The sequence below is a fragment of the Streptococcus infantis genome (genome assembly GCF_047464155.1).
Lineage (GTDB): Bacteria > Bacillota > Bacilli > Lactobacillales > Streptococcaceae > Streptococcus > Streptococcus infantis_U.
The window spans coordinates 489,885-510,317 of the sequence record NZ_JASHCL010000001.1 but is presented as its reverse complement, the minus strand read 5'-3'; the positions used below and the strand labels follow the sequence as shown (position 1 = coordinate 510,317).

General features: G+C 37.9%; 26 protein-coding genes, 1 tRNA gene and 1 other annotated feature. Of the genes, 20 read left to right on the top strand and 7 right to left on the bottom strand.

The annotated features are described in order from the left end of the window. Positions 1-21 precede the first annotated feature (21 nt). Positions 22-1,035 carry a lactonase family protein gene (locus tag QM810_RS02465; protein WP_414253744.1) on the bottom strand — a complete coding sequence of 338 codons (1,014 nt, stop codon included), beginning with the start codon at positions 1,033-1,035 and terminating at the stop codon, positions 22-24. Positions 1,036-1,223: 188 nt separating this feature from the next. Here QM810_RS02465 and QM810_RS02460 point away from each other — a divergent pair, with 188 nt between their 5' ends. From QM810_RS02460 to QM810_RS02445, 4 genes are all read left to right on the top strand, one after another. Further along, positions 1,224-2,387, top strand: coding sequence for an AI-2E family transporter (locus QM810_RS02460; protein WP_414253743.1), 1,164 nt, complete (start codon positions 1,224-1,226; stop codon positions 2,385-2,387). Then, the gene (locus tag QM810_RS02455) at positions 2,377-3,609 is read left to right on the top strand and encodes a tetratricopeptide repeat protein (RefSeq protein ID WP_414253742.1); all 1,233 of its coding nucleotides are present in this window, start codon (positions 2,377-2,379) and stop codon (positions 3,607-3,609) included. The genes QM810_RS02460 and QM810_RS02455 overlap by 11 nt, the downstream gene beginning before the upstream one ends. Positions 3,610-3,779: 170 nt before the next feature. Next, positions 3,780-4,616 carry a DegV family protein gene (locus QM810_RS02450; protein WP_414253741.1) on the top strand — a complete coding sequence of 279 codons (837 nt, stop codon included), beginning with the start codon at positions 3,780-3,782 and terminating at the stop codon, positions 4,614-4,616. 107 nt (positions 4,617-4,723) lie between these two features. Next, positions 4,724-4,999 carry an HU family DNA-binding protein gene (locus QM810_RS02445; protein WP_004253345.1) on the top strand — a complete coding sequence of 92 codons (276 nt, stop codon included), beginning with the start codon at positions 4,724-4,726 and terminating at the stop codon, positions 4,997-4,999. 212 nt (positions 5,000-5,211) lie between these two features. Here the strand turns inward: QM810_RS02445 and QM810_RS02440 are convergent, their stop codons facing one another. Both QM810_RS02440 and QM810_RS02435 read right to left on the bottom strand, forming a co-directional pair. Continuing rightward, a complete protein-coding gene (locus tag QM810_RS02440) occupies positions 5,212-5,454 on the bottom strand; it encodes a type B 50S ribosomal protein L31 (protein WP_004253349.1) in 243 nt (80 codons plus the stop codon). 92 nt (positions 5,455-5,546) lie between these two features. Continuing rightward, on the bottom strand, positions 5,547-6,485 hold the full coding sequence (locus QM810_RS02435) for a DHH family phosphoesterase (RefSeq protein WP_254804111.1): 939 nt from the start codon (positions 6,483-6,485) through the stop codon (positions 5,547-5,549). Between the two features lie 103 nt (positions 6,486-6,588). On the opposite strand from QM810_RS02435, the gene QM810_RS02430 reads away from it, so the two are divergent. The 8 genes from QM810_RS02430 to QM810_RS02395 all read left to right on the top strand — a co-directional run bounded on the left by QM810_RS02430 (position 6,589) and on the right by QM810_RS02395 (position 10,106). Continuing rightward, complete coding sequence (locus tag QM810_RS02430; protein ID WP_004253355.1) at positions 6,589-7,032, top strand: flavodoxin; 444 nt, start codon at positions 6,589-6,591, stop codon at positions 7,030-7,032. Positions 7,033-7,146: 114 nt separating this feature from the next. After that, entirely contained in the window at positions 7,147-7,413 is a 267-nt protein-coding gene (locus QM810_RS02425) for a chorismate mutase (RefSeq protein WP_414253740.1), read from the top strand. Then, on the top strand, positions 7,410-7,784 hold the full coding sequence (gene crcB / locus QM810_RS02420) for a fluoride efflux transporter CrcB (RefSeq protein ID WP_414253739.1): 375 nt from the start codon (positions 7,410-7,412) through the stop codon (positions 7,782-7,784). The genes QM810_RS02425 and crcB (QM810_RS02420) overlap by 4 nt, the downstream gene beginning before the upstream one ends. After that, a complete protein-coding gene (crcB, locus tag QM810_RS02415) occupies positions 7,778-8,107 on the top strand; it encodes a fluoride efflux transporter CrcB (protein ID WP_414253738.1) in 330 nt (109 codons plus the stop codon). Before crcB (QM810_RS02420) ends, crcB (QM810_RS02415) begins: the two co-directional genes overlap by 7 nt. Positions 8,108-8,225: 118 nt before the next feature. Next, positions 8,226-8,573, top strand: a complete 348-nt coding sequence (gene rplS, locus QM810_RS02410) for a 50S ribosomal protein L19 (protein WP_001068669.1) — start codon at positions 8,226-8,228, stop codon at positions 8,571-8,573. Between the two features lie 44 nt (positions 8,574-8,617). Further along, positions 8,618-8,689: transfer RNA gene (locus tag QM810_RS02405), tRNA-Arg, on the top strand. A 114-nt stretch (positions 8,690-8,803) separates the two neighbouring features. Further along, positions 8,804-9,676 (top strand): hypothetical protein, encoded by an 873-nt coding sequence (locus QM810_RS02400; RefSeq protein ID WP_414253737.1) that lies wholly within the window; start codon positions 8,804-8,806, stop codon positions 9,674-9,676. 103 nt (positions 9,677-9,779) lie between these two features. Next, positions 9,780-10,106, top strand: a complete 327-nt coding sequence (locus QM810_RS02395) for a 50S ribosomal protein L7/L12 (RefSeq protein WP_414253736.1) — start codon at positions 9,780-9,782, stop codon at positions 10,104-10,106. 75 nt (positions 10,107-10,181) lie between these two features. Here the strand turns inward: QM810_RS02395 and yidA are convergent, their stop codons facing one another. Then, positions 10,182-10,988 (bottom strand): sugar-phosphatase, encoded by an 807-nt coding sequence (gene yidA / locus QM810_RS02390; protein ID WP_414253735.1) that lies wholly within the window; start codon positions 10,986-10,988, stop codon positions 10,182-10,184. 12 nt (positions 10,989-11,000) lie between these two features. Further along, entirely contained in the window at positions 11,001-12,305 is a 1,305-nt protein-coding gene (locus QM810_RS02385; RefSeq protein WP_414253734.1) for an HD domain-containing protein, read from the bottom strand. Positions 12,306-12,377: 72 nt separating this feature from the next. Here QM810_RS02385 and QM810_RS02380 point away from each other — a divergent pair, with 72 nt between their 5' ends. Further along, positions 12,378-12,755 carry a DUF1934 domain-containing protein gene (locus QM810_RS02380; RefSeq protein WP_414253733.1) on the top strand — a complete coding sequence of 126 codons (378 nt, stop codon included), beginning with the start codon at positions 12,378-12,380 and terminating at the stop codon, positions 12,753-12,755. A 296-nt stretch (positions 12,756-13,051) separates the two neighbouring features. On the opposite strand, the gene QM810_RS02375 is transcribed toward QM810_RS02380, so the two are convergent. Both QM810_RS02375 and QM810_RS02370 read right to left on the bottom strand, forming a co-directional pair. Then, a complete protein-coding gene (locus tag QM810_RS02375) occupies positions 13,052-14,134 on the bottom strand; it encodes a DEAD/DEAH box helicase (RefSeq protein ID WP_414253732.1) in 1,083 nt (360 codons plus the stop codon). Continuing rightward, a complete protein-coding gene (locus QM810_RS02370) occupies positions 14,131-15,108 on the bottom strand; it encodes a Gfo/Idh/MocA family protein (protein WP_414253731.1) in 978 nt (325 codons plus the stop codon). The genes QM810_RS02375 and QM810_RS02370 overlap by 4 nt, the downstream gene beginning before the upstream one ends. Positions 15,109-15,255: 147 nt before the next feature. Here QM810_RS02370 and QM810_RS02365 point away from each other — a divergent pair, with 147 nt between their 5' ends. The 7 genes from QM810_RS02365 (at position 15,256) to spxR (ending at position 20,423) form a co-directional block, all read left to right on the top strand. After that, positions 15,256-15,951, top strand: coding sequence for a YoaK family protein (locus tag QM810_RS02365; RefSeq protein WP_414253730.1), 696 nt, complete (start codon positions 15,256-15,258; stop codon positions 15,949-15,951). A 54-nt stretch (positions 15,952-16,005) separates the two neighbouring features. Then, positions 16,006-16,092: a sequence feature (ribosomal protein L21 leader region), on the top strand. A 35-nt stretch (positions 16,093-16,127) separates the two neighbouring features. After that, complete coding sequence (gene rplU / locus QM810_RS02360; protein WP_003002830.1) at positions 16,128-16,442, top strand: 50S ribosomal protein L21; 315 nt, start codon at positions 16,128-16,130, stop codon at positions 16,440-16,442. A gap of 15 nt (positions 16,443-16,457) precedes the next feature. Further along, a complete protein-coding gene (locus QM810_RS02355; RefSeq protein WP_006149980.1) occupies positions 16,458-16,802 on the top strand; it encodes a ribosomal-processing cysteine protease Prp in 345 nt (114 codons plus the stop codon). Between the two features lie 16 nt (positions 16,803-16,818). Next, positions 16,819-17,112 carry a 50S ribosomal protein L27 gene (gene rpmA / locus QM810_RS02350; RefSeq protein ID WP_006149998.1) on the top strand — a complete coding sequence of 98 codons (294 nt, stop codon included), beginning with the start codon at positions 16,819-16,821 and terminating at the stop codon, positions 17,110-17,112. A gap of 213 nt (positions 17,113-17,325) precedes the next feature. Then, positions 17,326-18,585: a UDP-N-acetylglucosamine 1-carboxyvinyltransferase gene (locus tag QM810_RS02345; RefSeq protein ID WP_178894926.1), complete on the top strand. Its 1,260-nt coding sequence runs from the start codon at positions 17,326-17,328 to the stop codon at positions 18,583-18,585. Between the two features lie 16 nt (positions 18,586-18,601). Continuing rightward, a complete protein-coding gene (locus QM810_RS02340) occupies positions 18,602-19,153 on the top strand; it encodes a GNAT family N-acetyltransferase (RefSeq protein WP_414253729.1) in 552 nt (183 codons plus the stop codon). After that, a complete protein-coding gene (spxR, locus tag QM810_RS02335; protein WP_414253728.1) occupies positions 19,146-20,423 on the top strand; it encodes a CBS-HotDog domain-containing transcription factor SpxR in 1,278 nt (425 codons plus the stop codon). Before QM810_RS02340 ends, spxR begins: the two co-directional genes overlap by 8 nt. Positions 20,424-20,433: the final 10 nt, after the last annotated feature.

Below are 20,433 nucleotides of genomic sequence, written 5' to 3'. Positions count from 1 at the left end.
TTTTTTATTATTTCTTAGTTCTTATTTAGTGAAACTTATGCAGACTGCTTCAGGAACATGAAATTCATTAGAGAGTTCTGCCAGTCTACCAGTTTCAGGATTGCGCTTAAAGACTGTCGCGTTATCAGAATCCTGGTGAACAGCGATAAGGAATTCTTGGTCAGGCGACAAATCAAAATCACGTGGATTTTTCCCATTGGTTGGAACAATCTCTAATAATTCCAAGCTTCCATCTGCTAAAATGCTATAAACAGCGATAGAATCATGGCCTCGATTAGAAGCGTAGATGAATTTGCCATCTTTAGAAAGACGAATAGCCGCAGTACCATTAAAGCCACTATAGTCATCTGGTAAGGTTGAAATGACCTGCATTTGTTCAAATTCTCCAACGCCATCGTAAATCAAAACTTCAATCGTACTGTTGAGTTCACAGATGAGATAAGCAATCTTGTAGTGGTGATGGAAAACTAGGTGACGAGCACCAGCGCCAGGATTACAATTATAAGTTGCTAGTTTAGTCAACTTTCCTTCTAGATTGACATCATAGGTAGTGACTTCGTCAGTACCTAAGTCACAGGTTACCAAATATTGGTCTGGTGTTAAATCGGTGTAGTGTACGTGGGGAGAAGCTTGGTTTTCATGTGGACCATGCCCAGTGTGTTGAATTTTGTCTGCCAATTCAAGACGGCCATCTTCTTTACGTTTATAGACTAGAACTTGACCTTTATGATAGTTAGCGCCATAGACAAGACTCCGTGTCTCATCGACTGCAACATAGCAGTGAGGAGCACCTTCTTCAACGACGTGATTCAGGAGGACACCATCAGTTTTGTATGCTGCGATTCCACCTTTGTCATCATGGCTTCCGACAGTATAGAGATGCTGATGCTGATCAAAGGCTAGGTAGGTTGGACTTGGCTCGGTTGCAAATAGTTCAAGATTTGAGAGTTTGCCAGTCTCAGTATCAAAATCAGCCTTGTAAATCCCTTGAGAAATACGTCGTGTATAGGTTCCAAAATATACTATTTCTTTCATATTCATACCTCTAGAAAAAGATAATTCAATTATAACATAAAAAGGGCTGCTAGATGAAAAATCTATGTCAGAAAAAATAGCTCTTCCCTTGTCAAGAATACAAATTTATCCCTTGCTAAAAGACTATAAAAAAACCTTATTTTTCTTAAAACATGGTATAATGTTAGGACAAAGGAAAGGAAGAAAAAATGGAACAAAAAGAGAAACACTTTACCTTATCTTGGTTTTTTAAATGGTTTTTAGATAATAAGGCTGTTACTGTATTTTTGGTGGCCTTGTTACTAGGTCTGAATATTTTTATTCTCAGTAAAATCAGCTTTTTATTTTTCCCAGTTATAGACTTTTTATCAGTAGTGATGTTGCCGGTTATCTTATCGGGTCTACTTTTTTACCTCTTGAATCCACTAGTAGATCTGATGGAGAAGTACAGGATTAACCGTGTCTTAGCCATTAGTATTATCTTCGTCATTATTGCAATACTCTTGATTATTGGACTAGCCGTTGCAATTCCAAACCTTCAACGTCAAGTAGTAATTTTTGCGCAAAATGTCCCAAGTTATCTCGAGGATGCTGATAGAGTCATTAATGACCTTGTAACCAAGCGTTTGCCAGATGACTTTAGACCCCAACTGGAGCAAGTTTTAGCTAATTTTTCAACACAAGCAACTGCTTGGGCAAGTAATATTTCTTCTAAAGCTGTTAACTGGGTAAGTGCTCTTATCAGTGGAACGTCACAGGTCATTGTCGCTCTGATCATCATGCCATTTATGCTCTTTTATCTCCTTCGAGATGGAAAAGGACTTAGAGACTATATTACTCAATTCTTACCAAATAAATTGAGAGAACCAGTAGGTAAGGTTCTATCAGATGTGAACCAACAACTTGCTAACTACGTTAGAGGACAAATTACGGTCGCTGTAATCGTAGCTATCATGTTTATTATCTTCTTTAAGATAATTGGGCTTCGATATGCAGTAGCGCTTGGTGTTACTGCAGGTATTCTCAATTTAGTTCCTTATCTAGGTAGTTTTCTTGCAATGATTCCAGCCCTTGTTTTGGGTTTGATTGCTGGTCCTGTTATGCTCTTAAAAGTTATTATCGTTTTCATTGTAGAGCAAACTATTGAAGGACGTTTTGTTTCTCCACTGATTTTGGGTAGTCAATTAAATATTCACCCAATTACCATTCTTTTTGTACTATTAACTTCAGGATCCATGTTTGGTATTTGGGGTGTATTGCTAGGGATTCCAATCTACGCTTCCGCAAAAGTAGTCATCTCAGAAATTTTTGATTGGTACAAAGAAATTAGTGGACTTTATGAACCGGTAGAGGAGACTGATAGTGAACAATAGTCAACAAATGCTCGAAGCTTTAGAACAACAAGATTTATCAAAAGCAGAATCTTTTTTCCAAAAAGCCCTAGAAGAAGATTCAGATGAAGTTCTTCTTGAACTTGCTGCATATCTCGAAGGAATTGGTTTCTTCCCACAAGCTGCACAAATCTATGAGAAACTAGCACCGAAATTTCCAGAAGTCTACATCAATCTAGCTGCAATAGCTGGTGAGGATGGATTGATTGAGGAAGCTTTTGATTATTTAGAGAAGATTGGTCCAGAAAGTGAATGGTACGTATCAGCTCTTGCCTTAAAAGCAGATTTATATCAGATGGAAGGATTGACAGATGTTGCGCGTGAGAAGCTTCTAGAAGCTCGTAGCTACTCTGATGACCCTCTCCTGATATTTGGACTAGCTGAACTAGATAGTGAGCTAGGAAACGATTTAGAAGCCATTAAGGGCTATGCTCAACTAGATAATCGTGCTATCTATGATCAAACAGGCATTTCGACCTATCAGAGAATTGGTCTTGCTTATGCACGTTTAGGTAAGTTTGAATCTGCAATAGAATTTTTAGAAAAAGCCTTAGAATTAGAATATGATGACCAAACAGCTTTTGAGCTTGCAAGTCTCTATTTTGATCAAGAAGACTACCAGAAAGCCGTACTATACTTTAAACAACTAGACACTATTTCTCCAGATTTTGAGGGTTATGAATATGGTTATAGTCAGGCACTTCATAAGGAGCATCAGACGGAAGAGGCTCTTAAAATAGCTCAACAAGGCTTGTCAAAAAATCCTTTTGAAACTCGGCTCTTACTCCTTGCATCTCAGCTATCTTATGAGTTGCATCAACCTGAGCAAGCAGAAGCTTATCTGATTCAAGCACAAGAAAATGCTGATGACCAGGAAGAAATTTTGCTACGCTTAGCTACCATCTACCAAGAACAAGAAAGATACGAAGATATTCTAGATTTAGCAGTCTATGAACCTGAAAACCTCTTGACTAAATGGATGATTGCTCGAAGCTATCAAGAGACTGAAGAATTAGATGCAGCATATGATCTCTATAAGGAACTTGCTACTGAACTCAAGGATAATCCAGAGTTTTTGGAACAGTTTATTTATTTGTTAAGAGAGTTAGGTAAGCTAGAAGAAGCAAAAGAATACATTCAATCCTATCTACAATTAGTACCCGATGATTTACAAATGCAAGATTTGTATGATTATTTATCTTAAATACAAAAGATAATCACCAAGCATAGGTGATTTTCTTTTTTTATTAAAAAGAAGTATAAATTGCTTTAAATTTAGGTGGATTGAGTATGAACTTTTAGTATTTTTTTGATATAATTGTTATAGTTATAAGTTGAATAATCAACAATAGTAAAAATAGAAAGATTGGCAAAATGACAAAAGTAAAAATTGTAACGGATTCCTCGGTTACTATTGAACCGGAAGTGGTTAAAGAATTTGATATTACTGTTGTTCCACTATCTGTAATGATTGATAGTGTCCTTTATTCAGATGCAGATCTTGAAGAAGGAGAATTTCTTCGCTTGATGCAAGCTAGTAAAAATCTTCCTAAGACTAGTCAACCACCAGTGGGACTCTTTGCAGAAATTTTTGATGATTTGGGTAAGGATGGTAGTCAGATTCTAGCTATTCACATGTCCCATGCTTTATCAGGCACTGTTGAAGCGGCTCGTCAGGGAGCAAGTTTGTCAACTGCAGATGTCACTGTTTTGGATAGTTCATTCACAGATCAGGCCTTGAAGTTCCAAGTTGTGGAAGCTGCTAAACTAGCTCAAGAAGGAAAAGACCTTGAAGCCATTCTAGCCCATGTAGAGGACGTAAAAAATCATACTGAACTCTACATCGGTGTTTCAACTTTAGAAAATCTTGTAAAAGGTGGTCGCATTGGCCGTGTTACCGGTTTGCTGAGCTCTTTACTGAATATTCGAGTAGTTATGCAAATGAAAGACCATGAGCTTCAACCGATTGTCAAAGGACGTGGTTCAAAAACCTTTAAGAAATGGTTGGATGAGTTAGTAGCCACTCTTTCAAATCGTTCAGTAGCTGAGATTGGTATTTCTTATGCAGGTACAAATGAATTTGCAAACGAGATGAAAGCTGTTCTACAACCTTACGTTGAAAAACCAATTTCAGTCCTAGAAACAGGCTCAATCATCCAAACTCACACCGGAGAAAATGCCTGGGCGATCTTAATTCGCTATAATTCCTAAAAAAATTGAGAAAAATCAATAAAAACGTGTTTTTGACTTGACCTAAAAGGAATTTTAGGTTATGATTATAAGTGTTAATTAGAAATAATTTTGGAGGATTCATTAACATGGCAAACAAACAAGATTTGATCGCTAAAGTAGCAGAAGCTACAGAATTGACTAAGAAAGATTCAGCAGCAGCAGTTGACGCTGTATTCGCAGCTGTAACTGAATTCCTTTCAGCTGGTGAAAAAGTTCAATTGATCGGTTTTGGTAACTTCGAAGTTCGTAAACGTGCAGCTCGTAAAGGTCGCAACCCACAAACTGGTAAAGAAATCAAAATCAAAGCTTCTAAAGTTCCAGCATTCAAAGCTGGTAAAGCTCTTAAAGAAGCCGTTAAATAATGATTTTATAAAAAACCTATTAATCAAGCGTCAAGCTTGGTTAGTAGGTTTTTTTGTTTTATAGAGGACTTGTTACGAAAGTAGAAGTAGAAATAAGAATTAGGACCATTATAAGCTTTAAAAAAATTAAAGCTTGAAAAAATAAAAGAAACAAAAAAACAACTCCGAATCGAAGTTGTTTTCGTTTAACCGTATACAAGTGATGCGGTTGATTATTTGAGACCGTATTTTTTGTTGAAACGATCCACGCGTCCATCTGCTTGAGTGAACTTTTGACGTCCAGTGTAGAATGGGTGTGAGTCTGATGAAATTTCCACACGGATCAATGGGTAAGTTTCGCCTTCGAACTCAACTGTTTCGCTAGAGCGTTTTGTTGAACCGCTAAGGAATTTGTAACCAGTAGTTGTGTCCATGAAGACAACTGGGCGATATTCTGGATGGATATCTTTTTTCATTTTGCAATATTTCCTTTCTGCCATGGTCTCTTTGCGAGCCATAGATTGTTACCATACTAGTCTATCAGATTATGAAAAGTTTGGCAAGCTTTTTATCTATTTTTCAGCAAGTTTTTTAATTTTTGGTAGATGAGCTCATTCTCTTCTAAACTATACGAATTTGCTCCACTAGCAAGAGGATGGCCACCGCCATCATGTTCTTTTGCAACTTCATTGATTGGGACAAATTTACTGCGAAGACGTACGCGGTAGTGACCATCTGCTTGCTCCACAAAGATTCCCCAAAGGCTAACAGTATCAATACGGCCCGGAGCTCCAACGATGGCTGCTGTTTCCGCATCAGTAACGTCGTATTTCTTCAAGATTTCTTGGGTGAGAATAACACGTGCAGCACCATTTTCATCAACTTCTAAGTGGTCATAAACATAACCCTGGAGTTTGGCAATCTTAAAGCTCATAGTATCCATTTTACGAGTTAATTCAGCGTAGTCAAAGTTATGTTCTCTGAGTTGACTTGCGATAAGAAGCGTACGTGCAGAAGTAGAAGGGTAGAGAAAACGGCCGGTATCACCAATAATTCCAGCGCTGAGCATTTTAGCAGCGTAGTCGGATAATTCTAAGTTAGTTGCTTCAGCAAAGAGAGCAATCATCTCACTCGCACTACTAGAGTTTGTATCTACCCAAACAAGATCGCCGTAGACTTCGTCATTTGGATGGTGGTCAATTTTGATAATAGTCTCAGCCTTAAGATATCGTTTATCATCAATACGTGCTGTGTTTGCTGTATCACAGATAATGGCTAGTGCACCTTGATAGTCTGTGTCCTCTACCTGATCCATTTTAGCAAGCCAAGTTAAGGTTGGTTCATTAAAACCAACTACTTTTATCGTTTTTTCTGGAAAATGATGCTCAAGCAAGGCTTTTAAACCTACCTGACTCCCCAGAGCGTCAGGATCTGGTTTCATATGACGGTGGATGATAATAGTATTGTATGCTTTAATTTTTTCTAAAATTTGGTGACAAATTTCCATAATGAACCTCAATTCTTTCTCATTTCATTTTAGCACAAGAGTTTTTATTTTTAAAATGAAAAAGATGTGATATAATGGAGAAAGATTAATTGAGGAGGACCTTATGGCATTAGCAAAAATTGTATTTGCCAGTATGACCGGTAATACTGAAGAAATCGCTGATATTGTAGCAGATAAATTAAGAGAATGTGGTTTAGAAGTGGATGTTGATGAGTGTACAACCGTTGACGCTTCTGACTTTTTAGAAGCAGACATCGCCATTGTCGCAACCTATACCTACGGAGATGGAGAATTACCAGATGAGATGATGGACTTCTACGAAGATCTAGCAGACCTCAACTTGAGCGGTAAAATCTATGGTGTAGTCGGATCAGGTGATACTTTCTACGATGAATTCTGTAAAGCTGTTGATGACTTCGACCGAGTATTTATCGCTACTGGAGCTGAAAAGGGTTCAGAGTGCGTTAAAGTTGACCTTTCTGCCGAGGAAGAAGATATTGAACGCTTGGAGCAATTCGCGGAAGAATTAGCTGCTAAAGTAGGATAAGCATGAAGTGCACTGATGAAAATTGTCAGTGCAGTTTTTATTAAACAGGATTAGGACTTTACTAGCCTATTTAGTGCTTTTTTGGTACAATAGTTCAATTAAAAAGGAGACTCTATGGATTTAGATACTATTCGACAAGAAATCGATAAAATCGATGACCAAATCGTTCAACTTTTAGAAGAGAGAATGCATTTAGTTGAAGGAGTAGTTGCCTATAAAAAAGCTTCAGGAAAACCTATTCTAGATACTAAAAGAGAAGAAGTTATCTTTGAAAAAGTCAAAAGTCGTGTAGGCAATAAAAAATACGAAGATACAATTGTTGAGACTTTTTCAGATATTCTCAAACGTTCGCGTGATTATCAGGATAAAACGATCAAATGAAAAAAGAACAATTCTATTCACTAGGAATCTTTCTAGCTGCCATGTTAGGAGGATTAGTTCGTTATCAGATATCTAGATGGTTGCCGGCAAGCCCAGATTTTCCTTGGGGGACGCTTCTTGTCAATTATCTAGGGATTTTCTGCTTAGTCTATCTTGTGAAAGGATATCTGGTTTCTAAAGGAACTAGTAAGGGCGTCATTCTAGCGCTTGGAACGGGATTTTGTGGTGGCTTAACGACATTTTCTAGTCTCCTATTAGATGCAGTGAAATTGTTGGACACAGGGCGATATCTTAGCTTAGTCATCTATTTACTTTTGAGTATTGGTGGTGGACTTCTATTTGCTTATTGTCTAGGGAGGAAGAAATGGTAGTAATCTATCTAGCACTTGCTTGTGGACTGGGTGCCCTTGTCCGTTATTTCTTTTCACGTTATAATCAATGTTCAGTACTACCTCTAGGAACTCTCATAGCCAATATTTTGGGCTGTTTTCTGATTGGCTTATTTTACAATCATGTAGAGTCGAAAGAAATTTACTCTGTACTTGCAACTGGTTTTTGTGGCGGTTTGACAACCTTTTCAACCTTGAATGATGAACTCCAAAGACTACTTAGTAACAAGAAGGCATTTTACAGCTATCTATTATTAACCTACTTGCTTGGTTTTTTGGCGATTTTTTTGGGAATTTTGCTTTAAATTTCTTTACATTTTCTAGGAAATTTGGTAAACTGTATCTTGTGTGTAATGGACGCACAAAAATACAGTTTATCCGCTGAGGAAGTTTCCTCAAGATTGACAAAGATAGGAGAATAAAATGAATCCATTAATCCAAAGCTTGACTGAAGGTCAACTTCGTACAGATATCCCTTCATTCCGTCCTGGTGACACTGTTCGTGTACACGCGAAAGTTGTCGAAGGAAACCGTGAACGTATCCAGATTTTTGAAGGTGTTGTTATTGCACGTAAAGGTGCTGGCATCTCAGAAAACTACACAGTTCGTAAAATCTCTAACGGTGTAGGTGTTGAACGTATCTTCCCAATCCACACTCCACGTGTTGAAAAGATCGAAGTTGTGCGTTACGGTAAAGTACGTCGTGCGAAATTGTACTACTTGCGTGCTCTTCAAGGTAAGGCAGCTCGTATCAAAGAAATCCGTCGTTAATTCGATGATAAAAAACTCTGCTCATACGGCAGGGTTTTTCTCTAGCTCCCTTAGTTCAATGGATATAACAACTCCCTCCTAAGGAGTAGTTGCAGGTTCGATTCCTGCAGGGGGCGAAACTAGCCACAAAAACACTGGATAACCAGTGTTTTTTCTTTGACCAAATTTTGAACCACTCATAAGATATCTATGGTGTGTTATAATGGACATAGAATGTTTAGGAGAAAGAGATGAAAAAAGGCTTATTAATCGGCTGTTTATCCATAGTTATACTATTTGCAATGTTCATAGTACTGAGTCCAATTATTGCTATGATGGATATGTGGGGTCTATTTGACCATGCAAGTCGGAATGAACTTGAGCAAGCAGTGCACCGCTCTTATGAGAACTATGGTCTTACAGGTCAGTTTGAGTTAGAAAAATATGAAAAAAACTATACAAGCGTTGGAGGATTTGTTATTCATGGAACATACACTGAAAATATAGATGGTAAAACCTATCAGACTAAGACTCGTTTTGAATACTATACTCGTCCTTCTGAAAAAGAAACGTATAGAAAGACTGATGCGGAAGTAGATTATAAACAAAATAAAAAAATTTATCAAGTTTTTCCAGAATTAGCTTATTTAGGGATTGAGATTAGTCCAGGCACCAGCGAATTTTTAAAAAAATTGGATACTTCAATAACAGATCCTAAAATGACTGCTTTGAAGTACGAAGGGATTGATTTTCAATTTAATAGTAAATCTGGTAATATCCACCTTTATGATGAAATCTTAGAGGAAAATAAAAAAAATGGACAAGCATTACAAGGGATGTATCCCATGGATGCTCAATATCTTTTCCAAAAAGATATTTTTATACCAGAATTTCAATTTCGTTATTACACTCCAGAAGACAAGAAAGATCAGTTATATAATGCCTATCTTGAAGACCTTGAATCGCAAATGAAAGAATTTTTTAACAATCAACCCTTACCAAGTGGTCTTTATGCTGTAAAAATTGATAGATATAAGGGGGATAAACTTGTTAATAATAGTGGTGGATATCATGTGAGAATAGCAAACCGTCAAGTTGTGGCATTTATCAAAGATTTACAGTAGGAGTTACTATGCTAATGCTGTTTATAAAGTCTTATAACACAATGATATGAGATTGAAGGTAGAATATTCAGAGTGCTAAAGTGTGAGTAAAGGAGTAAGGAGGATGTTAGCCATTTATATTGATTCTATAGGGGATAAGTCAGCGACCTATAAGTTGTTAAGAAACTTTTTATCCTTGCCTCTTTCCTTAATTCAATCAAGAATAAAAAATCATGATTCAGTTATGGATGTGGATATTCTAGATTTGGACGAATTAAAAAAAGTAAGGGTCCTTATTCATGACTTGAGTGGCATTGGAACCATGGTTACTATGAAAGATTCGACAGGTGTTATCACCTTAAAAATATTAAATAATATTATTACTACCTATGAAGAGATTGCGGCTGAAAGAGAAGAATTAGACGCACTTATGTTTGATGAGGAAGAGTAATCTGTAATTTAAAACACCCCAGGAGTTAGAGTTGTATCTCTAACTTCTGAGGTGCTTTTTTATATTCTAATAAATTTACAAGACCCAAGTACGAATAGCATGGGCAACGCCTGATTCATCATTTGTTTTGGTGATGTATTTAGCGATTTTTTTGAGTTCGGGGTTTCCGTTTTCCATAACAACTGGATTTCCAACGACTTCGAGCATGGCACGGTCATTTTCTTCATCTCCGATAGCCATAGTCTCATCTTTTGTTAATCCTAGTTTTTTAGCTAGATGTGTAATAGCTGAGCCCTTATCTACACCTTTTTTGAGGAGTTCGAGGTAGAATGGTGCAGACTTATTGATAGAGTATCGTTCATAAAATTCCGCTGGTATTTTTTCAATAGTAGCATCGAGAATTTCAGGTTCATCGATGAACATACATTTGACGATTTCCTTATTAGCCATTTCTTCAGGTGTACGATAGAAGATGGGCATGCTGACAAGGGTAGATTCATGTACGGTATATTTACCGATATTGCGATTGGCTGTATAGATACCATCCTTGGTAATGGCATGCATGTGAACGCCTAGTTTACGACTGAGAAATTCCATATCTAGATAGTCTTCGTAGGACAAGGATTCACTGATAATCTCATGTCCTGTAGCAGTTTCCTGAACAAGAGCACCGTTGAAGGTTACAACATAATCCCCCTCATCTCTTAATTTTAGTTCGTCAAGGAGTTTAGCAACACCAGCAATAGGACGACCTGTTGCAATCACAACCTTAACTCCAGCTTGTTTGGCATCTTGGATAGCTGCAAAGACTTCTTGCGTAATTTCTTTCTTGCTATTGACTAGGGTACCATCGATATCGACGGCGATTAGTTTAATACTCATAAATTTCCTCTGTTATTTCTTGTCTGGAGTAAAATGATCATTCTCAATCAAATGTGAAAATTGTTGAATGGTAGAAGCAAAAATATTGTTTGGATTCAGCATTTCTTTAGGGAAGTAGAAACGGTTGTCACCATGACGACTTCCTGCAAGAGATTGGACGATAGGTGAAAGACTAGAAAGTTCAGCTAACTCACCATTTTTCTGAACAATCTCAATTTGCGTTCTAGGATTTTCAGATTCTGGTCGATATATATCGTAAGGAAGGTCGAAATTCTTATGAATAGCAGTGTAGTAGTTGGGGTCAAAACCAATTTCCTCTACTAAACCTCGCATGATTTCAAGTTGATTCTGGTCTTCCTGAGAAAAAGTAATAGATTTAAAGACCTTCCGATTGATGAAACGTTGGGAAAGGTCAGCCAATATCTTGTCTGTACTTGTCATCCAGAGTTGGAAGTAAGTATTCATCACACCATCATCTAGGGCAAGATAGTCAGCTAAGCTTACATTCTTCTCAAAAAATGGAAGGAGATGAGGCGAAGTCAGAGCGAAAAATTCTTTATTTTCTGGATAGAGCTCTTTGGCACGTTTCAAAAGATTTTGCAGAAGAACCTCCATAGCTCGTGTGGCTGGGTGGAAATAAACCTGCATATACATCTGGTAACGGCTGAGGACATAATCCTCGATAGCGTGCATTCCATTACGTTGAAAGGCGATACCATTTTCAACAGGACGAATGACACGAAGGATCCGTGTCAAATCAAACTGACCATAAAATGCACCGGTGAAGTAGGAGTCACGAAGGAGATAGTCCATGCGGTCCGCATCGATCTGACTTGAAATCAGTTGAACAACCTGTTTGTTTGGATAAGTGTGGTCGATAACGCTAGCAACCTTTTTAGGAAAGTCAGGAGCAACCTGCAAAAGAACCTGGTGAATCTCTGTCTCAGGGCTTTGGATTATTTCCTGAGTAATTGCCTCATGGTCAGTATCAAAGAGATTTTCGAAAGTATGAGAGTAGGCACCATGTCCAAGGTCGTGGAGAAGTGCTGCAGTCATGGTCAAGAGAGATTCATTGGAATCCCATTCTTTCGGGTATTTTTCTTCGAAAATTTCAGTGATTTGACGGGCAATTTCGTAGACGCCTAAACAATGAGAAAAACGACTATGCTCTCCCCCATGGAAGGTATAGCTAGATGTCCCTAACTGTTTGATACGACGAAGTCGTTGAAATTCTTTGGTATTGATCAAGTCGTAAATGACTTGATTGTTGACGTGGATATAGTTGTGAACAGGGTCACGAAATACTTTTTCATTCATAAGACCATTATAGCAAATTCCGTGGCTTTTTGGTAAAATAGTAGGGATAAGTGAGAAGAAAGAGGAACTCTTGTGAAGATTAGAATGAGAAATACTATCCAGTTCGATGAACAATTGGAAGTAATCGACCAACTTTATGATGTAGAACTACGTGAGAAGGGGGATTTTTCTTATCTCCTTTTCTACAATGAAGATCAAGAAAAAGTTGTGATCAAGTTTCAGGAAGAAGAGCTCGTCATGACGCGCTTCTCGAATCCCAAGACTATCATGCGTTTTCTAAAGGAATCTGATAGTTTGGCCTATATTCCAACACCAATGGGAATGCAGGAGTTTATCATTCAAACTAGCCACTATGAAGTTGGTGAAGAGAAGATTGAACTAGCCTATCAACTTCAAAACAAAGAAGGAGTTCCATTTGCGGACTACCGTTTAGAAATTACATGGGGATAAGAAAAAGGTTGGCAAAAGCCAACCTTAAATAATATTTAGAAATCTCCTTTTTTATTCTATAGGCTTTGTCTTGAAATTATTATGGAAATTACTCTTATATTTAGTGAGCGAAGCGAGTAATTTCACAGACTTTTCGCAGTGATAAAAACGCCAGAAAAGTTATTAAGGCGTTCGGAAACTTTGAGACATTAGGCTCAAAGTTTAGGTATGGAATTTCGAAGAAAATCGCTACCGTCCGCTATCACATAAGAAAAGTCAAAAAGATTTATCATAAATAAGGTTGGCGAAAGCCAACCTTATTTGATATAGAGTTCTTGATTTTTTAGGACGATTTCACGTACACTTGCAAATTTCTTCAGTTTTTTGAGGTCTTCTGGATGGGTTACAAGGGTGATGACATAGCCATCTTTACCCATACGGCCGGTACGTCCAGCTCGGTGAGTATAGGTTTCAATATCTCTTGGGACATCAAAGTTAACTACGCATTCAAGGCTATCAATGTCGATACCACGAGCTAGAAGGTCTGTCGCAAGAAGGAGTGTCAGTTGATTATCTTTGAACTTTTCTAAGATAACTTTTCTAAATTTAACGTTGACATCGCTCGCAAGTGAAACTGCTAAAACATCGCGATATTGCAATTTTTCTTCAGCGCTTCCAAGGTCTGACAAGCTATTAAAGAAGACAAGACCACGGAAATCTTCAACCTGTGCCAGTTTTCGAAGCATATCTACTCTGTGACGTTGGTCTACTTGCATGTAGAAGTGTTGGATGTTGTCTAACTTTTGGTCTGATAGATCAATGATGCGCGTGTTAGCTGCAATCTTATCTTGGTCAAACTTGGTAGTGGCACTCATGTAAATAAGTTGATGGTCACGAGGAGCGTAGTGGGTAATTTTCTCAACAAAATGAATCTGAGAATCATCTAGAAGCTGGTCGAATTCATCCAGAATGATGGTTTCTACATTCATCATCTTGATTTTTTTCAATTTGATGAGTTCAAAAATACGCCCAGGTGTTCCAATCAAGATTTCCGGTCCCTTTTTCAGACGCTCAATTTGGCGTTTCTGGCTCGAACCGGATAGAACTAGCTGAGCTGTTAATCCGATAGCCTCACCCCAGGTTTTAGTGACGTCAAAAATTTGTCCAGCAAGCTCGGTATTAGGTGCTAAAATCAATAATTGTTGGGCTTTTTTCTTTTGCAGTTTGAGAAGACTAGGTAGGAGATAGGCTAAAGTCTTCCCTGTACCAGTGGGACTGACTCCAAGTAGATTTTCCCCTTCTGTTATAGGTTCAAAAAGTTGAGTTTGAATGGGGGTTAATTCTTGGAACCCCAGTTGGTCAAGGAGTTCTTGCCATTCGGTAGGTAGTTTGGTTTTCATTTTTCTGCCTCAAATCTAATGCCAGCATCCTGGCGCATAGTGTAAAGTAGGTTGTGGACGTGTGTCGCATCATCAATCCAAGATTGGTAAAGTGCCTGGTCTGGTTGTTTAATCATGTTTGCGAAAGCAGCAACTTCCTCAGTCATGGTGTGAGGAGCCTGCTGGATAGGAAGTTGAACTTTATTTCCTTGATGGTCTGTAAAAATAGCTGATTGGACATGCTCGATTGTATTGAGCGTCAAGGTGCCGTCAGTCGTATAAATCTCGCAAGGAAGGTTAGAAGTGATATTCTTTCCTGCTTTGATATGTACTTGATAGTCAGGATAGGAGAGGATACCGTCTCCGTTTAGATCAATACTGTTGTCTAGTTGCTGAGCTTGATAAGTTGCACGATTTGGCTTTCCAAATAAACGAATGGCAGCATAGAGTGGGTAAATTCCTAAATCCATGAGAGCGCCGCCAGCAAAACGGTCTGAGAAAACGTTAGGAGTATTGCCAGCAAGGAGTTCAGGCATCTTAGATGAATATTTAGCGTAGTTAAAGTCTGCTCCTAAAACATGTTTGTCTGCAAGAAAGTCTTTGACAAGTTCAAAAGCACTCTCATGATAGTTACGTGCAGCTTCAAAGATAAAACATTGATGCTCCTTGGCTGTTTGAACTAAATCCTGCCATTCCTGTGGTTTGGTAACAGCTGGTTTTTCAAGGATGACATGTTTCCCAGCAACTAAGGAAATTTTAGCCTGACTAAAATGTAAGGAATTTGGACTAGCGATATAGACGACATCAAAGGGGTGTTTGAAAAAATCTTCTAACTGGTCAAATAATGTTACATCTTGATAGTGAGAAGCAAATTTTTCTGCAGTTTCAATTTTTCTTGAATAGACTGCAACCAGTTGAAATTTTCCACAAGTATGGGCTGCATCGACAAAATGATGGCTGATTGCGCCAGTTCCGATTATACCTAGTTTTAGCATGGAAACTCCTTTATCTGTCAGTAATGATTGATTTCATTATATCATAGAAAGAGTCAACTAGCTTAAGAGAGATAATTCTTTTGCTTTGAACCTTCGAAATTTCTAGAAAAAATGGTATAATAGTAACAGTATATTTAGGAGTTTAGTATGAGATTACTACCAATGAGAAAAATTTCTCGTCATTCAAAAAGATTGGCGCTTTTTTTGACTTTTTGTGCAGGTTATGTAGAAGCCTATACCTTTATTGTAAGAGGGAATACCTTGGTCGCTGGGCAAACAGGGAATTTGATCTTTTTATCAGTCGGAATCGTTCAGAGAAATCTAGCTGATGCTGAACTAAAGATACTGACACTTTTATCCTTCATGTTAGGCGTTTTTATGCTGACGATTTACAAGGAAAAACTTCGTATTGTTAAAAAACCAATTCTATCACTTGTTCCATTAGCTATTTTATCAGTGATCATCGGTTTTATTCCATTGAGTGTTGATAACATTTTTATTGTTCCTCCTCTGGCTTTTTGCATGGGTCTCGTTACAACAGCTTTTGGTGAGGTTTCAGGTATTGCCTATAACAATGCCTTTATGACGGGAAACATCAAACGTACTATGTTAGCGTTTGGTGAATATGTCCGAACCAAGCATACAGCGTTTCTAATGGAGGGATTGATTTTTGTGAGTTTACTTATTAGTTTCATTCTAGGAGTAGTATTTTCAGCTTACTTAACCATCGTTTTCAACGAAAAAACGATTTTAGGTGTCCCTATCATGATGAGTATTTTTTATCTACGTATAGCTTTATCTGCTTGGCGAAAAAAGTCTACTAAAACACGGAATTTCGAGTGAAAATACTTGTCAAAAAATTAGAAACATGTTATACTTTTAGAGTTGACTATGCACATGCCTGTGCAACCGCACGAACATCGTTGCTTAATTTTCAAGTATAAGTGGTTCGTCCCACGATGCTAGGCGAGTCTTCACAAAAATACGGGGAAACCCATAAAAATCATAGGAGGTGCATGATGAGCACATACGCAATTATCAAAACTGGCGGAAAACAAGTTAAAGTTGAAGTTGGTCAAGCTATCTACGTTGAAAAATTGAACGTTGAAGCTGGTCAAGAAGTTACTTTTAACGAAGTTGTTCTTGTTGGTGGTGAAAACACTGTTGTTGGAACTCCACTTGTTTCTGGAGCTACTGTTGTTGGAACTGTTGAAAAACAAGGAAAACAAAAGAAAGTTGTTACTTACAAGTACAAACCTAAAAAAGGTAGCCATCGTAAACAAGGTCACCGTCAACCATATACAAAAGTTGTCATCAACGCAATCAACGCTTAATTTTAAGGAGAACACATGATACAAGCAGTCTTTGAGAGAGCCGAAGATGGCGAGCTGAGGAGTGCGGAGATTACTGGACACGCCGAGAGTGGCGAATACGGCCTAGATGTCGTGTGTGCATCGGTTTCTACGCTTGCCATAAACTTTATCAATTCCATTGAGAAATTTGCAGGCTACGAACCAATCTTAGAATTAAACGAAGATGAAGGTGGTTATCTGATGGTTGAAATTCCAACTGATCTTCCTTCACACCAGAGAGAAATGACGCAGTTATTCTTCGAATCATTTTTCTTAGGTATGGCAAACTTATCGGAGAACTCTTCTGAGTTCGTCCAAACCAGAGTTATCACAGAAAACTAACACGGAGGAAAACATTATGTTAAAAATGACTCTTAGCAACTTGCAACTTTTCGCCCACAAAAAAGGTGGAGGTTCTACATCAAACGGACGCGATTCACAAGCTAAACGTCTTGGAGCTAAAGCAGCTGACGGACAAACTGTAACAGGTGGATCAATCCTTTACCGTCAACGTGGTACACACATCTATCCAGGTGTAAACGTTGGTCGTGGTGGAGACGATACTTTGTTCGCTAAAGTTGAAGGCGTAGTACGCTTTGAACGTAAAGGTCGCGATAAAAAACAAGTTTCTGTTTACCCAATCGCTAAATAAGCGTTAAAAAAGGCTTTCCGAGTTTTCGGGAAGCTTTTTTTATAAATAAAAAGCAGTGATAGACGAACTGATAAAATTTAACCTAAAACTAGTAGAAATTACTTGAGAGATTAGCAATATATTTCATTTATACTGATAGATAATAAGAAAGAAATATGGTATAATATAGGGTAAGACCTTATGAATAAATAGTGAAAGAGTATATAGTAACTAATGAAAAAAATTGTCATTAACGGTGGACGCCCATTAAAGGGTGAGATTACCATTAGCGGAGCAAAAAATAGTGTAGTAGCTCTGATTCCAGCTATTATTTTGTCAGATGATGTAGTTATTTTGGATTGTGTTCCAGATATCTCTGATGTCGCTAGTTTGGTTGATATTATGGAAATTATGGGTGCTAGTGTTAAGCGCTATGATGACGTTTTAGAAATTGATCCTCGTGGTGTTCAGAATAAACCAATGCCATATGGTAAGATCAATAGTCTTCGAGCATCCTATTATTTCTACGGTAGTCTTCTTGGTCGTTTCGGTGAAGCAACAGTTGGTTTACCTGGTGGATGTGACTTGGGTCCTCGTCCGATTGATTTGCACTTAAAAGCCTTTGAAGCTATGGGAGCAAAGACAACATACGAGGGAGATAATATGAATCTCTCAACTAATGGTTCAAAGTTACAAGGCGCAAGTATTTATATGGATACTGTCAGTGTCGGAGCAACTATTAATACGATGCTTGCAGCAGTAAAAGCTAAAGGACGTACAGTCATTGAAAATGCTGCTAGGGAGCCTGAAATTATTGATGTAGCTACTTTGTTAAATAATATGGGAGCTCATATTCGTGGTGCAGGTACGGATATGATTACTATTGATGGTGTTGAGTCCCTACATGGCACGCGCCATCAAGTTATTCCAGACCGTATCGAAGCTGGTACTTATATTTCTTTGGCGGCTGCGGTAGGTAAAGGGATTCGTATCAATAATGTACTTTACGAGCATCTTGAAGGCTTTATTGCTAAGCTTGAAGAGATGGGAGTTCACATGACGGTTTCTGAAGATAGTATATTTGTGGAAGAGCAAAAAAATCTAAAAGCTGTTAATATCAAGACTGCTCCATATCCAGGATTTGCTACAGACCTTCAACAACCGATTACCCCTCTTTTGTTGAAAGCTGAAGGACGAGGAACACTGATTGATACCATTTATGAAAAACGTGTCAACCACGTCTTCGAATTAGCTAAAATGAATGCAGATATTAGTACCACGAATGATCACATTATCTATAAAGGTGGGAATCCTCTACATGGTGCAAGCGTAAGAGCTACAGACTTACGTGCAGGTGCAGCTTTGGTTATTGCTGGTCTAATGGCTGAAGGTAGAACAGAGATTACCAGTGTTGAGTTTATTTTACGAGGATACTCAAATATCATTGAGAAATTACGTAAGCTTGGAGCAGATATTGAGCTGATCGAAGATTAGCAATTTGAGGATAAGAATGAATATCTGGACAAAATTAGCAATGTATTCTTTCTATGAGACGGAACGTTTGTATTTCCGTCCATTCTTTTTTACAGATGTAGATGACTTTCATCAGTTAGCATCAGATCCTGAAAATCTTCAATTTATTTTTCCTACGCAAGCTAGTATTGAAGAAAGTCAATATGCTCTTGCTAACTACTTTATGAAATCACCTTTGGGAATTTGGGCGATTTGTGATAAGAAAGCACAGAAGATGATTGGAGCCATCAAGTTTGAAAAGCTGGATGAAATCCGTAAAGAAGCAGAAATTGGCTATTTTTTAAGAAAAGACTATTGGTCTCAGGGATATATGACGGAAGCTGTTAGCAAATTGCGGGATTTATCCATGACAGAATTTGACTTAAAGCAACTATTTATTGTAACGCATCTGGAAAATAGCGCCAGTCAAAAAGTTGCGCAAAAATCAGGCTTTGTTCTATCTCGTCGTTTTAAAGGTAGTGACCGCTATACTCGTAAGATGCGGGATTATCTAGAATTTCGCTATACAAAAGGAGAGCTAAATGAGTAAACACCAAGAGATTTTAGCTTATTTAGAAGAATTACCAGTCGGAAAACGGGTTAGCGTTCGGAGTATTTCCAATCGCTTGGGAGTTAGTGATGGTACGGCTTATCGTGCTATCAAAGAGGCTGAAAATAGAGGTTTAGTTGAAACACGTCCTAGAAGTGGGACTGTTCGAGTAAAGTCAAAAAAAGTTGCTATTGAAAGATTGACCTTTGCAGAAATCGCAGAGGTCACTGGTTCGGAAGTTTTAGCTGGTCAAGCTGGTTTAGATAGAGAATTCAGTAAATTCTCCATTGGAGCCATGACAGAAAAGAATATTCTTTCTTATCTTCATGATGGCGGTCTACTTATTGTCGGTGACAGAACACGGATTCAATTATTGGCACTTGAAAATGAAAATGCAGTCCTGGTAACCGGTGGATTTGAAGTTCATAAAGATGTTTTGAATGCTGCTGATAAGAAAAATATTCCAGTATTACGTAGTAAACATGATACATTTACCATTGCAACCATGATTAACCGAGCTTTGTCAAATGTTCAAATCAAAACCGATATTTTAACAGTTGAAAAGATTTATCGTACTAGTCATGAATATGGTTTTTTACAGGAAACAGATACTGTAAAGGATTATTTAGACTTGGTTCGAAAAAATAGATATAGTCGTTTCCCTGTTATCAATCAGCATAAGGTTGTTGTGGGCGTTGTAACCATGCGAGATGCTGGAGATAAATCACCAGGTACAACCATTGATAAGGTTATGACAAGAACAGTCTATATGACAGGCTTAGCAACAAATATTGCTAACGTGAGCCAGAGAATGATTGCAGAAGATTTTGAAATGGTACCCGTTGTGAGGAGCAATCAAACCTTGCTAGGTGTCATTACTAGACGGGATGTCATGGAAAAAATGAGTCGTTCTCAGGTTTCAGCACTCCCAACATTTTCAGAGCAGATTGGCCAGAAATTATCTTATCATCATGATGAGGTTGTCATTACAGTTGAACCGTTTATGCTTGAGAAAAATGGTGTCCTTGCAAATGGTGTCCTTGCAGAAATCTTAACCCATATGACTCAGGACTTGGTCGTTAATAGTGGGCGTAACCTGATCATTGAACAGATGTTGATTTACTTCTTACAGGCTGTTCAGATTGATGATGTTCTACGAATTCAAGCTAGAATTATTCACCATACGAGACGGTCGGCTATTATTGATTATGACATTTATCTCAATCATCAAATTGTATCAAAAGCAAATGTTACTGTAAAAATTAATTAGAATCTAGGAG

Excerpts from the sequence above, each read along its gene's own strand:
- QM810_RS02465 (WP_414253744.1), bottom strand. The coding sequence starts at position 1,035 with ATGAAAGAAATAGTATATTTTGGAACCTATACACGACGTATTTCTCAA.
- QM810_RS02460 (WP_414253743.1), top strand. The coding sequence starts at position 1,224 with ATGGAACAAAAAGAGAAACACTTTACCTTATCTTGGTTTTTTAAATGG.
- QM810_RS02450 (WP_414253741.1), top strand. The coding sequence starts at position 3,780 with ATGACAAAAGTAAAAATTGTAACGGATTCCTCGGTTACTATTGAACCG.
- QM810_RS02445 (WP_004253345.1), top strand. The coding sequence starts at position 4,724 with ATGGCAAACAAACAAGATTTGATCGCTAAAGTAGCAGAAGCTACAGAA.
- QM810_RS02440 (WP_004253349.1), bottom strand. The coding sequence starts at position 5,454 with ATGAAAAAAGATATCCATCCAGAATATCGCCCAGTTGTCTTCATGGAC.
- QM810_RS02435 (WP_254804111.1), bottom strand. The coding sequence starts at position 6,485 with ATGGAAATTTGTCACCAAATTTTAGAAAAAATTAAAGCATACAATACT.
- QM810_RS02430 (WP_004253355.1), top strand. The coding sequence starts at position 6,589 with ATGGCATTAGCAAAAATTGTATTTGCCAGTATGACCGGTAATACTGAA.
- QM810_RS02425 (WP_414253740.1), top strand. The coding sequence starts at position 7,147 with ATGGATTTAGATACTATTCGACAAGAAATCGATAAAATCGATGACCAA.
- crcB (WP_414253739.1), top strand. The coding sequence starts at position 7,410 with ATGAAAAAAGAACAATTCTATTCACTAGGAATCTTTCTAGCTGCCATG.
- crcB (WP_414253738.1), top strand. The coding sequence starts at position 7,778 with ATGGTAGTAATCTATCTAGCACTTGCTTGTGGACTGGGTGCCCTTGTC.
- rplS (WP_001068669.1), top strand. The coding sequence starts at position 8,226 with ATGAATCCATTAATCCAAAGCTTGACTGAAGGTCAACTTCGTACAGAT.
- QM810_RS02400 (WP_414253737.1), top strand. The coding sequence starts at position 8,804 with ATGAAAAAAGGCTTATTAATCGGCTGTTTATCCATAGTTATACTATTT.
- QM810_RS02395 (WP_414253736.1), top strand. The coding sequence starts at position 9,780 with ATGTTAGCCATTTATATTGATTCTATAGGGGATAAGTCAGCGACCTAT.
- yidA (WP_414253735.1), bottom strand. The coding sequence starts at position 10,988 with ATGAGTATTAAACTAATCGCCGTCGATATCGATGGTACCCTAGTCAAT.
- QM810_RS02385 (WP_414253734.1), bottom strand. The coding sequence starts at position 12,305 with ATGAATGAAAAAGTATTTCGTGACCCTGTTCACAACTATATCCACGTC.
- QM810_RS02375 (WP_414253732.1), bottom strand. The coding sequence starts at position 14,134 with ATGAAAACCAAACTACCTACCGAATGGCAAGAACTCCTTGACCAACTG.
- QM810_RS02370 (WP_414253731.1), bottom strand. The coding sequence starts at position 15,108 with ATGCTAAAACTAGGTATAATCGGAACTGGCGCAATCAGCCATCATTTT.
- QM810_RS02365 (WP_414253730.1), top strand. The coding sequence starts at position 15,256 with ATGAGATTACTACCAATGAGAAAAATTTCTCGTCATTCAAAAAGATTG.
- rplU (WP_003002830.1), top strand. The coding sequence starts at position 16,128 with ATGAGCACATACGCAATTATCAAAACTGGCGGAAAACAAGTTAAAGTT.
- QM810_RS02355 (WP_006149980.1), top strand. The coding sequence starts at position 16,458 with ATGATACAAGCAGTCTTTGAGAGAGCCGAAGATGGCGAGCTGAGGAGT.
- rpmA (WP_006149998.1), top strand. The coding sequence starts at position 16,819 with ATGTTAAAAATGACTCTTAGCAACTTGCAACTTTTCGCCCACAAAAAA.
- QM810_RS02345 (WP_178894926.1), top strand. The coding sequence starts at position 17,326 with ATGAAAAAAATTGTCATTAACGGTGGACGCCCATTAAAGGGTGAGATT.
- QM810_RS02340 (WP_414253729.1), top strand. The coding sequence starts at position 18,602 with ATGAATATCTGGACAAAATTAGCAATGTATTCTTTCTATGAGACGGAA.
- spxR (WP_414253728.1), top strand. The coding sequence starts at position 19,146 with ATGAGTAAACACCAAGAGATTTTAGCTTATTTAGAAGAATTACCAGTC.